Genomic DNA, 11,644 nt, shown 5'->3' with positions numbered 1-11,644 from the left:
CCCGCCGGTCGCCTCCGCCGCGGAGCGGCCCGGCAACCAGCGCGCAGCGCACCACCGCATCCCAGCCGAGCCCGTCAGGGCGCACGGCGTCCCGCGCCGACCCCGCCAGGCCCGGAGGGCCGTCCCCTGCTTCTCTCACCTTCCCTTACCCCTGACTTGGAGAGAATCTGGCCAGCCGCCGGGCGACTTGCGACTCCGCAACCTGGAGAGAGTCCGGAATGTCCGACAAGTTTTGTCGACCAGGAGCTGTTGGACCTCTTGGGCGAGTTGTGTCCGCTTTCGCAGGTACACCTGCCGCATCTGAACCGCATGCGCATGGCAGGAGTAGATGTGCCGAAAAGAGTCTCGCCGGAGATCGTGCAACTCCCCGATGAGGTGCCGCCCGCAACAAGATGGCGTCACGGCGTGATGCATCGGAGGGCCGCTGCGGAGGGCGGAGTCCGTGGCCATGGCAGGGCGCGGGGTGATGGGTGGCGGCGTACCGCCGCAGACGATCAGCTTCTCGCTGGGGCGACCCGACTGGGTGTGCTTACAAGTCGGCAAGCTGCCCGCCGGTACTGGAGGGGGGTGGAGGAGACTGCCCGCCGTCGGATCATGTTGCTGCGCGACGCGGGCTTCATTCAGACCTCGGCGTTCCAGTGGGGCGGTACGTACCTCTGGCCTACAGCGCGCGGGACCCGGGAGTCGGGCAGTGACCTTCGTGCACCGTCTGGTACGCCGGGCGGACGCCTTCTTCACCAGCTGGCCGTCGCTGACGCAGCAATCACCTTCGAGCTGGGCCATGCACAGGTTCTTGCTGAACGGGAGATGAGGCGCGCGGAGGCTTCCCGTGGCCGGTCCGAGCGGACTGCGAGGGCACTGAGTGCCCAGGTTGAGCCCCTGATCGATGCGCAAGGCCGTGAGCGGTTCCTGTGCGCGCCGGTAGGGGCGCAGGGCAAGGTCCACTACCCGGATCTCATCGTCGCTTCGCCGGCCGGACTGGTGGCGGTCGAAGTGGAGATCACCCCTAAGACACCGACTGATCTGCGCCAGATTCTGCGGGCGTACGGCGACACGCGCCGACTGTTCAGGCAGGTGGTCTACCTCGCGACGGAGCCGGTGATGGCCCTGATACACGGGCACGCACACCCGCGGACGGGGGAGTGGACCGACGGGGTGGCCCAGCAGGTCGGACTTCTTCCTCCGGGGCCACCCCAGTACCGACCCGATAGTCCGTTCCTGGTCCGGCACTTCCAACCGAAGGATGCCGGGGTTGCGTACCAGCTCGATCTGCGGCAAGTGCCGGACACCTGGTGGGTCGATTTCCTCCAGTGGAAACGACTCCGGGCGCGTTGGGAGACGGAAGGGCGAGGCGTCGGATTCCTGGCGTGGTGGCAGGGCCAAAGGCCATGAACGCGGCCTCGAAGACAGATCGAGTAAGGCGGAGAACGGGGATGTCATGGAGCAGATGACGGAGATGAGGCGGGCCGAGGACGAGTCCGTAGCCGCGTGGCTGGGTGCGGTTTGGGGGATGGCGCTGCTTGCGGTGTGCGCGCCAGCCATCCCGATCGCAGTCGTGGGACGGCTCGCGGTGCGGGTGGGAAATCAGGCATGGCGAGTCCTGTTGGCGGCCGCTGCCGTCTGCGCCGGCGTGCTGTTCGTTGTGGCGTGGGTAATGGAGGGAACCGCTTCCGGCGCGGTCGACTGGCATGTCGCGGCAGTGGTCGGACTGTGGCAGGACATCGCGGTCGCGGTGGGGTGGAGCCTGCCGCACGACCTGTCCGTGACGGCTGCGCTGGGCTGGATGGTGCCGCTGTCGGTCCCGGTGGGACTGGCTTCGGCGGCCGTGTGGATCGCGGTGGCGGACTTCCAGGCTGGGATCGAGCCGCAGTTCGAACTCGACGAGGTCCCCGCGGTGGCGGAGCTCAGCAAGGCCGAGCGGCGTGCGGCGGGCAAGACCGCCGCCCGGATGCAGACCGGCGCGTACACGGACGCGACGACGGTGCGTCGTGACTTCCTCGGCCGGCAGGTGGAGATACCGGGAACGGTCGGCTTCGGTACCGGTCTGGCCGGTCTGCCGGTCGTCGCCGAGCACGATGGGTTCCTCCGGCCGACGTTCGTCCAGGGCGTGCCCGGCTCGGGTAAGACAGCCGTGACCAACTCGGTCGGCGCGCAGCTCATCGGGCTCGGGTCCGGCTGGGTGGTGGTCGACTTCAAGGGCGGCCGGGACGTGGCCGCGCACTACGCGGAGGTCGCGCAGGTCCACGGGCGCCGCTTCCTCCACTTCGATCTGGCCGACCCGAACGGCTCGCCGTACACGCCGGTCGCCCCTGGCGCTCCGTCGTCGCCGGCGTTCTACGACCCGCTGGTGCGCGGCAACGCCACGTCGAAGTCGGACATGCTCCTGAACTCGGTGGGGCGCGACGGGGACGCTGCGGTCTACTTCCGCAGCGCGTACGAGTACACGCAGCTGGCGTACCAGGTCGCCGACTGGTCGGGCTACAACGTGGGCAAGGGCGGCTTCGAGTGCCTCGTTGACCTGCTCGACATCGAGTTCCTGCAGAAGGTCGCGGACGGGATCGACATCGACGCGGTCGCCTCTCGGGTACCGCCGGCTCAGCACGTCGCGGCCCGCCGGGCGGTGCACGAGGTGCGTGAGCGGGTTGCCACGATGGTGGCGAACTGGCGACGTGATGAGCTGACGCGGTCTGCGGTCGCGGATACGCAGCGCCTGATCTCGACGTACAGCAACGGTCCGGCGGCCGGGCAGTGGCTACGCCCGGGGCCGGTGGAGCAGACGATCGACCTGCGGCGTGCGGCGCACGAGGGGGACATCGTCGTCTTCTCCCTGAACGTCTCCACGTACGGCTCGCTCGCCAGGACGCTGGGAACGCTGGTGCTGCTGGACATGCAGAACACCACGGACATGCTGCGGCGCGACATCGCGTCGGGCGTGGCCCCGCAGTGGCCGCTGTACATGCAGGTCGAGGAGTTCGGTTCGGCGACCGGCGATGCGGTGCTCGGCCTGTGCAACAAGGCCCGTGACGCCATGGTCCGGCCGATCCTGTCGACGCAGTCGTGGGCGGACCTGGTGGCCGTGGACGGCACCGGAGTGTGGGCGAAGCGGGTGCTGGAGACGTGCGGGAACTTCCTGTGCCTGCGGGTCAACGGGGCCGAGGACGCCCAGGTGCTGTCCGGTCTCACGAGCCAGGTCACGAAGATCTACGCCCGGATGCAGCACCAGCTCGACCGTCACGGCCGCCGTCGCACAAAGCGCGGCGGGCTGATCCAGCGGGATCCTCGCAGGGAGCCGCGGGTGCCAGCTTCCGTCTTCCAGGACCTGCCCGACCACCACATGGTGTGGATCACGAAGCACCCGACGCTGGCGACCGTGCACACGGTCGAGGAGGGCCCGAACCGGTGGTGGGAGGCAGTCCACACCGTGCTGGTCGACGTCGCCGCGCTGCCGTCGGTCCGGCCACCGGTTGTGGAGTGGAGGCCCGACGGGAGCTGGGGGCGTCCCGGGCAGGAGCCGGTGGCGCTGGTGAAGCCGCCGGCTGCAGTTCCCGTGATGCAGGGGAGCGCCGTGTCCGGCCAGCAGGCTTCCGTGGCCAACGGGTGGGGCACGGCTCCGGCTGCTCCCGCTCCAGCGCCCGGTCGTACGGCCGTTGAGGTGCCGGGGCAGCCAGCCCGGCAGGCGGGCCCCGTCAGTAGCGGGTCGGACCACTCGGACGGTGATGCCGACGGTGGTTGGAGCTCCGTCATGTCGCAGTTCGACTGAGCCTCCGGCCGACGCACTTCAGCGGGGTTGGCCGGTCGGCCCCGGACACTGCTCGTCGCAGTCATCGCGCTCGCGCCGGGGGTCTACGTCCCGACACCGACCCTGTCCGCTTTCTGTACTTGGAGATCACGTGACCCATCCGCAGCCCCCGTACGAGGGGGCGACTCCTCCCCATCAGCACCCGCCGGTGCAGGACCCCTGGGCGCCGCAACAGGGCCCGGCCATGCCGTCCGGCGGGTCGCCTCCGGCTGGTCCCGGACCGTGGGGTGGGCCCGCTGCCTCGGGACAAGCACCCTGGCCCGGCCAGCAGGCACCGGCACCTGCCCCGGCAGCACCGGCCGGGTACAACCCGGTGCGCGCAGCCGAAGAGCTGTTCGCCCAGGGGGCCCCACCGCAGGGGCAGCCCCCTCAGTACATGCCGGGCCCTGCGCTGGGTCCGGCGGCGCCCGCGCAGGCAGCGTCGGCTCCGACGGCTAAGGAGAAGAAGAGGCAGGAGAAGGAGGCGAAGCGGAAGGCCAAGGCCGCAGCGAAGGCCAAGCCGGGCAAGTCGAAGGACTCCGCCGCGCCCGCGGCCGCCGGGGAGCGGTTCGATGTTCCACGGCCTGGCGGACGCCTGAGCGGCGGCCGGGCAACCCACGTGGCCGCCCGGATGACGGCCATGGTGACGGTCTCGCTCCTCGCGCTGGGCACGGTCGGTGTGATGGCGTACAACGCCGGGCACCCCGCTCCGGTGGAGACCGGCATCACCGACGAGCAGGTCTCCCAGTACCGGCTGACGCAGTTCCCGGTGGAACGGGCGATCGCCTTCGCGGACCGCTACGCCCGGCTGTGCGCGAACCAGAACCCCGAGCAAGCCGAGCAGCGTCGCCAGGCCATCGCGCGTCTGTCCTCCTCCGGGGTGGACACCACGTGCGGGTGGGACGGCAAGGGCAGCCAGGTCGTGGCGTACTCGGTGTGGTCCGGCTACATGGAGCCGATCGCCGAGTACCCGCAGCACGGCTACTACATCGGCATTCAGGTTCAGCTGACCACGGGGGCGCTGCGGACCTTGTCCGTACCGGTGTGGGTGGAGGACCTGAAGTCGGGCAATGGCATGCGGGCCGTGGGTGACGTGGGCACGCTGCCGCAACCGGACCAGGCCACCGCGCCGGCGGTGAAGGACCCGCTGCAGGTCGACTCCGAGCTCTCGGGGGATCTCCAGGGCAAGCTGTTCGCGGACTTCTTCACCTCCTGGGGCTCCTCGAACGGCACGACGCTGACGCGCTACGTCGCGCCGGGAGCGAGCAGCGCCGCCAGGGCGGGCCTTCGCGGTGCGCTGGATTCCCCGAAGGTGTCCGATGTCAAGGTGCTGCTCCCCAAGGGGGTGTCGGCGACGGACGGCCACAAGTGGAAGGTCGACGATGTCACCTGGGCGCGGGTGAGTGTGCAGTGGAAGACCGGGAGCGCCCACGTCACCGAGCGGTACCGGGTCCAGATCGTGCTGACGGATCAAGGCTGGTTCGTGAAGGACATCCGTGCCGGCGTCCCGGACGAGGCCGGGGGCAAGGCTCCCACCTCCTGACGTCCGCGGCTGCACCGGCCTCCGGTGAGCCCCGTCTCTTGTCTGCCTGTCCCGGCGGTCGAGAGGCGGGGCTTTCGCACGGCCGCCGGGGCCGGCAATCCGCGTCCAGAGGGGGTGTCCGCTTTGCGATCTACAACGTGAGCGTCGGAAATCCGCAGCTCACGCAAGGTGAACGCTCATGTCTCAAGCCCTCTCAACCGTCGCGGCCCTCAGCCCGGCGTCTCTGCACACGCTCGCCGCTCCAACAGTGGGCGGTGTGCTGACCAACCTCGGCACCGAGGTGAAGGTGATCGGTCTGGCACTCGCCGGTCTGATGATCGTGGTCCTCGGCATCAAGGTCATCATCTCGATGAAGGGTGGCCAGAGCCTGCGCGAGGCGATACAGAACCTCGGCGTCCTCGGCCTCGGCGTCGCGATCATCGTCAGCGGCGCGGTGATCCTCACCATCATCCAGGGCCTCGCGACCAACACGCTCAAGTAGCGGCTGCCCCCAGCAAGGCGCAGCCGACTGGGGGCAGCTCCACACCAAGGAGCTTCATGGACTGGCACGACGGCGACGGGATCGTCGCCCACGACTACACGCGGATGAGAGACCGCCCGAAGCGGATGTTCCGACTGGGTGGTCCGCTGCCGCAGTGGATGCCAGGCATCAACATGCAGGCCTGCGGCGTGGCCTTGCTGGTGGCCCTGTGCTGGGGGCTTCTGCTCGGGCTGATCAGCCTCGTGATCCCGCCGATGCGTGACGCGTGGTGGGTGACCGCCGCGTTGTTCGCGCCTCCTCCCATCCTCGTCGGATGGATGTGGTCCCGGCCCATCCCCGGCAGTCAACTGCGGCCCGGCTCGGAGCTGGTGGTCCGGCTCGACTACGCCTTCCGGCAACCGCGCCGGGTCCAGGGCCTGGGCCGGTCCGAGGAACCGCACCGCCTGCACTGGCAGGTCATTCTCTGGTCCCCACCCGGCGGACCTTCCACCCGCAGTACACGAAAGGAGGTCTCCTGATGGGGGCGCTCATCATCGGATTCGTAGCGATCGTGGCCGTGCTGGCCCTCGCGTGGTTCCTCGTGCCGTCGAAGAAGGACGACCTCGCCGACGAAGCGAAGAAGGACAAGAAGCCCACCAACGGCACCAGCACGCAGACGCGTGAGGACGCCCAGCGGCTGCCGTACCGGTACGCCGACGACACGATGTTCATCCACGGGGACTCCGTGTGGACCGCGATCCGGCTGACGACCCACCCGGAGGAGCTGGCGTCACCGGAGGAGCTCACGGCCATGGCCACAGAGCCCGGCCGGGTCTTCGCCGCGCTCGGCCGGTCCGGCCGGCCGGTGGAGTGGCACCTGAAGATCGTGGAGAAGCCGGTCGACGCGGCCGCCGAGACCGCGAAGATCGTCGACGCGGCGTGGCTGCCGACGGCCAACTTCCGTGCCTACGTGGAGCGCATCGCGGAGTACCAGCAGCGGCTCGGTGCCTCCGAGCGTGAGGTCGCGCTGTTCATCAAGCTCGGGTCGCTGGCTCACGGCCCGGCGGTGGACCTGGGGGAGACGGCTGCTGAGGCACCGCGCGCCCGCGGTGAGGCCCGGCCGGGGCTGACCGCGCGAGCGGGAGAGTTCGTCACCGGCGTGGCGGAGGAGGACCTGGCCCCGTCCACGATCGAGCGGTGGCAGGCGGTCGCGGCCTCCGTCCACCAGGCGTTCGGCAGGCTCGGTGAGCCGCTTTCGCGCGCCGATCTCGTCTACCACATCCGCAAGCCGCTCTACGGGCACCTGCCGGTCCCCAAGGAGCCGCTGATCCACTCCCGGGCCTGGGGCCGCAGCCAGTTCGACCTGGTCGTCGACTTCCGCGGTGACAACTCGAGGCCGACGCACATCGAGATCGAGCAGGTCGACGAGGAAACCGGGCAGCAGCTCACCTCGTACACGACCACGCTCGTCGTCGCGTCGTGGCCGGAGAACGTGCGCTTCCAGCAGTACCAGGCATGGGCGCGGCGGGTGGGGGAGCTGGACTTCCCGGTGGACGTCTCCTGGCGCGGCACGCTGCTGCCCGCCGAGCGGTTCACCAAGGAGATCAGCAAGATCCACAACAACCTCAAGGACGAGTACGAGGACATGGTCGCCGGTGGCCGGACACCGGACCAGCAGCTGACCGACCAGGTCGCCGTGTCCAAGGACGCGGTCGACATCGCCGTGGACAACCCGCGTCCCGGGTTCGAGGGCCGTATGCGCTTCACGGTCTCCGCGCCGACGGTGGAGGAACTGAACCGGCGGGCCAGCGAGCTGAAGAAGCACCTGGAGCGGCAGGCCGGGGTGGAGGTGCTGCGTGCCAAGCGGCTGCAGTGGCGCCTGATGCAGGAAGCCCTGCCGGGCGACGACCCGAAGCTGCCGATCGCCCCGTACCAGCGCATCCAGTCCCTGGAGACGTTCGGGATCGGCCTGCCCACGGCCGGGGTCAACATCGGCGACCGCACGAGCCGGGACCGCAGCGGTCACGTCCTCGGATGGAAGGGCCCGTTCATCGGCTGGTCCGGCCGGTTCCCGGTCCACTACGGCCTGCACGTCGGCCCGGCCCGCAACATGGGCGCCGGCGTCGCCTGCGCCGGTGCGTCCGGCGGCGGCAAGTCGTCGCTGGGACTGCTGAAGTTCTTCCAGGAGTCCGAGTCGGGCACCGAGTGCGTGGCGATCGACCCCAAGGTCGACTTCGCGCAAATGTGCTACTACCTCGCCTTCGGGGCGCAGGTGAACGACCCCGACTTCGAGCGGGAGGCGGCCGAGGGCACCATCGGCACGGCGTACTCGAAGTTCCAGCCGGTCAATGAGGAGTTCTGGGCCGAGACCCGGGTCATCGACCTGCTGAAGTCCCACGACGGTGTGCTGGACCCGTGGTCGATCACCCCGGACGTCCACGCCGGCCGGCTGGTGGCGGAGACGATGTTCGCCGGGTTCATCGGCCAGCAGATGTGGCAGCGGATCCAGGTGCCGGTCACCGTCGCCATGGAAGCGGTGCTCGACCGGTACGACCAGCGGCTGCAGGCCGCCATGTCGCAGGGCGCGAGTGCAACGCAGGCCTCGGAGACCACACCGCGGCCGACCGCGTGGGAGGTCGTGCAGAACATCGAGGAGCAGCTCGCGGCCGCGCAGGAGGACACCGCGAGCCGGGCCGACAAGCTCGCCGAGCTCGAGCTGGCCGTCACCGTGCTGCGGTCGCTGCGGAAGATGCCGTACGCACGGCTGGCGTTCGCCAAGGAGCCCCGGCCGTTCGAGACGGTCCGCCGGCGCCGGACGGTGATCACGCTGCGCGGTCTGGAACTCCCGCAGGACGACAACCCGGACAACTGGCAGGCGCCGGACCGGCTCGCGTCGACGATCCTGCAGATGGTCATGCGGATGGCCAGCCAGATGCTGGACGTCAAGCTGGAGCAGCACCCCGTGACGGGGAAGATGGCCACCCGCCCCAAGGCCCTGTTCGTCGACGAGAGCTACGTGGTGACCGCGACCCCGGCGGGCCGGTCGCTGCTGCAGCGCGCCCTGAAGCAGGGCCGGTCGTACGCGATGGTCGTCTACCTGATCACCCAGCAGGTGACCGACCTCATCCGGATCGAGGACGCGGAGTCCCGCGAGGGTGGCACGAACCAGATCCACTCCGCCTTCATGTTCCTGCAGAAGTCGGTGGAGGAGGCCCGGCGGGTCGCGCCGATGCTCAAGCGGGACCCGGACGACCCGCGGGTCATCGCCTCGCTGATGGAGCCGCACCTGGAGACCGGCGTGTGCATGTACCGCGACGCCGACAACCGGGTGGGCACGACCGAAATCGACTTGGTCTTCGCGGAGCTGCTGCGGGCCACCGACACCAACCCGAAGACCAGGCCTGCCCGGCAGGCGGTCGATCCGCCCGCCGACGTGGCGGACTGGTCGTTCCAGAGCGAGATGAACGACCTGGAGGTGGCGGCCTGATGAGCGTCGCACTCACCGCTCGGCTGATACCGCCGAAGCCCCGCCGTGGTTCCGCCCGGGCAGGCATGACGCCCCTCGCCGTCCCCGCCGGTAGTCTCCCCGCGCCCCGCCGCCGCGGACTCCTGGCCCGCGGCGTACGCCGGACAGGCGCGGCGGCACGGGCGGGCGTCTTCACCGTGCTGACCGTACTGGCCGTGGTCCTCGGAACGCCCATGTCCACGGCGCAGGCGGCACCGTTCGGGCTGGACTGCATCGGTGTGCCGGGCAAGGGCAACTGGGGGCCCGAGTTCTACGCCTCGGCGTCCACCGTGCTGCTGCCGTCGGCTCAGCCGGAGTACGGGCCCGAGCCGACGGCCGACATGAGCAAGAAGACCGTCGCCCGGAACTACACCCTCTACGAGCTGACCAACGGCCGGGGGCTGCTGTGGTCGACGTACAAGAAGAACGTCGACGGTGACGACTCCTGCTCGATCATGGACGTCGCCGGCAACTGGATGGCCCAGACGGTCTTCGAGTTCAGCAAGTCGCTGGGCAGCTTCAGCCTGGCGATCCAGGACCTGGCCATGAACACGGCGCCGTTCCAGGACCTGTACCAGGGCAAGGACGGCACCGCCAACAGCTTGGTGGCGAAGCTGTACGCGACCGTGTGGGCCCCGCTGGGCACCGTCATGATCATCCTCTGCGGCGCGTGGGTGGTGGTGCACAGCCGGACCAAGAGCCGCTCCAAGGTGTGGCAGGGCCTGGGCGGCATGGTCGCGTCCCTGTTCATCAGCGCGCTGCTGCTTCAGGGGTCCTGGTACACGACCGTCACGTCTGAGGCCGACAAGGCCATCAACGGGTTCTCCTCGGCGATGACCGAGGTCATGCTTCCGGAGAACGCCGGCACGAAGACGGCCGACCCCTGCTGGCTCGCCGAGGGCGTCCCGAACCGGGCCAAGCGCATCAGCTCCTGCACCATGTACAAGGCGATGATGTTCACGCCGTGGGCCGCAGGGCAGTTCGGGCAGAACGCCAACACCGTCATCGACAGCGGCTGGAAGGGCGACGCGAGCGGCGGGTGGGACACCGACGACTGCTCTCTCGGTTACCGGTGCACCGACATCCGCACGGCCCAGGTGATGGCGCAGACGTACACACGCGCGGACAACCTCGACTCCCTGGGCAAGAAGAGCGACTACTTCGAGAAGGTCGCCGACCAGATGGCCAAGGACGACAGGAAGAGCCGGTTCAACGACTGGCGGGGAGCCAACCCGTCGTCCCGGATGCAGGTCGCGCTCGCCTCCGGTGTCTCCAACGTGATCCTCGCACCGTCGATCGACATCGTCGCCCTGTTCAAGCTGTTCTGGGAGGGGTTCATTCTCATCTTGATCATCGTGCTGCCGATCGTCGGCGCGGTGGCAGCGTTCCCGCCGGCGACGTTCGCAGCCAGGGAATGGGCGAACGCCTTCACCATCTCCTTCGTCCTCAAGGCCATCGCCTGGGTCGCGCTCACCCTGCTGATGGCGATCTACACCCTGATCCTGGGCAGCAACGCCTCCCTGGGCGTCCAAGTGCTGATGATCATCTTGACGGCGGCCGGCTTGTGGCACTTCGCGATCAAGATGGGGAAGGGCGCCAAGCGGAGCGCTGACCAGGCCTTCGAGGCGAAGGCCGCGTACGACGATGTCACCAGCCGTGCGGGGAGCTTCGCGAAGACCCGGGCCCGGTCCGCGGCCCGGCGGGTCATCGGCGACCGCAGGCCCAGCCCGCGAGGAACACGCCGGCCGCAGGGACCGAAGGGACCGAGCGAGTCAACTTCTGGACGCGGCGGTTCGGGTCCGTCCCGGCCCGGCACCTCCGGTGGCAGGCGCCCTTCGCCGAGCACCACGGACTCCCCGACGGACACAAGGCGTCCAGAGCCTGTTTCCGGGCGTCGTCCAGATGCAACGAGTGGTGGCAGGTCCCGGGCGGACACACGCGGCGCCGACCCGGATGCCACGGCGAAGACCAGCAAGCGGGCGGACGGAAGCGACAGCAGGGCAGGGGCGGGCGACGACGTCTCCCGTCCGGCCGGAGGGCGGGGCCGGACGCCCGCGCCGCCGTCCAGGCCGGACGGGAGCGGAGGCTCCGGTGGAGAAGCAGCGACCGCGGCTCCGCCGACCCGGGCGCCGTCTCCCCGGGCGCGTGCGAGCCGTCCGGGGCCGGAGCCGGTGTCCATCTCCGGGCCGGACCGCTCCGATCCCGTCCCTCGCCGGCGTTCACCGCGGCCTGCTCCGGCCCCGGCCCCGGAGTCGGGTGAGCTTCCCCGTCGGCCGACGAGCCCCAGGCCGCCGGTCGACGAGACGCCGCCGAGGCCTCCGGCCCCGCGCGAGGACTGAGCGGAACACGTAAGCAGAC

7 protein-coding genes are annotated in these 11,644 nt (G+C 69.8%); all 7 read left to right on the top strand.

From position 1 onward, the window contains the following. Positions 1-594 precede the first annotated feature (594 nt). The 7 genes from VN520_RS32705 (at position 595) to VN520_RS32675 (ending at position 11,625) form a co-directional block, all read left to right on the top strand. Positions 595-1,392 carry a hypothetical protein gene (locus VN520_RS32705; protein ID WP_325750563.1) on the top strand — a complete coding sequence of 266 codons (798 nt, stop codon included), beginning with the start codon at positions 595-597 and terminating at the stop codon, positions 1,390-1,392. Positions 1,393-1,438: 46 nt separating this feature from the next. Further along, positions 1,439-3,760 carry a hypothetical protein gene (locus tag VN520_RS32700; RefSeq protein WP_325750562.1) on the top strand — a complete coding sequence of 774 codons (2,322 nt, stop codon included), beginning with the start codon at positions 1,439-1,441 and terminating at the stop codon, positions 3,758-3,760. A gap of 352 nt (positions 3,761-4,112) precedes the next feature. Continuing rightward, complete coding sequence (locus VN520_RS32695; RefSeq protein WP_325750561.1) at positions 4,113-5,321, top strand: conjugal transfer protein; 1,209 nt, start codon at positions 4,113-4,115, stop codon at positions 5,319-5,321. Positions 5,322-5,499: 178 nt separating this feature from the next. Beyond that, a complete protein-coding gene (locus VN520_RS32690) occupies positions 5,500-5,802 on the top strand; it encodes a hypothetical protein (RefSeq protein ID WP_325750560.1) in 303 nt (100 codons plus the stop codon). A gap of 56 nt (positions 5,803-5,858) precedes the next feature. After that, positions 5,859-6,320: a hypothetical protein gene (locus VN520_RS32685; protein ID WP_325750559.1), complete on the top strand. Its 462-nt coding sequence runs from the start codon at positions 5,859-5,861 to the stop codon at positions 6,318-6,320. Continuing rightward, positions 6,320-9,268 carry an ATP-binding protein gene (locus VN520_RS32680; RefSeq protein ID WP_325750558.1) on the top strand — a complete coding sequence of 983 codons (2,949 nt, stop codon included), beginning with the start codon at positions 6,320-6,322 and terminating at the stop codon, positions 9,266-9,268. Before VN520_RS32685 ends, VN520_RS32680 begins: the two co-directional genes overlap by 1 nt. Then, positions 9,268-11,625, top strand: coding sequence for a hypothetical protein (locus VN520_RS32675; RefSeq protein ID WP_325750557.1), 2,358 nt, complete (start codon positions 9,268-9,270; stop codon positions 11,623-11,625). The genes VN520_RS32680 and VN520_RS32675 overlap by 1 nt, the downstream gene beginning before the upstream one ends. The last annotated feature ends 19 nt before the right edge of the window (positions 11,626-11,644 follow it).

It is taken from the genome of Streptomyces sp. (genome assembly GCF_035563135.1).
Lineage (GTDB): Bacteria > Actinomycetota > Actinomycetes > Streptomycetales > Streptomycetaceae > Streptomyces.
This window is presented reverse-complemented; position numbering and strand designations above follow the sequence as displayed.

What these genes read in the sequence shown, in the direction of transcription:
- VN520_RS32690 (WP_325750560.1), top strand. Translation starts at nt 5,500, where the DNA reads ATGTCTCAAGCCCTCTCAACCGTCGCGGCCCTCAGCCCGGCGTCTCTG.
- VN520_RS32675 (WP_325750557.1), top strand. Translation starts at nt 9,268, where the DNA reads ATGAGCGTCGCACTCACCGCTCGGCTGATACCGCCGAAGCCCCGCCGT.
- VN520_RS32680 (WP_325750558.1), top strand. Translation starts at nt 6,320, where the DNA reads ATGGGGGCGCTCATCATCGGATTCGTAGCGATCGTGGCCGTGCTGGCC.
- VN520_RS32705 (WP_325750563.1), top strand. Translation starts at nt 595, where the DNA reads ATGTTGCTGCGCGACGCGGGCTTCATTCAGACCTCGGCGTTCCAGTGG.
- VN520_RS32685 (WP_325750559.1), top strand. Translation starts at nt 5,859, where the DNA reads ATGGACTGGCACGACGGCGACGGGATCGTCGCCCACGACTACACGCGG.
- VN520_RS32700 (WP_325750562.1), top strand. Translation starts at nt 1,439, where the DNA reads ATGGAGCAGATGACGGAGATGAGGCGGGCCGAGGACGAGTCCGTAGCC.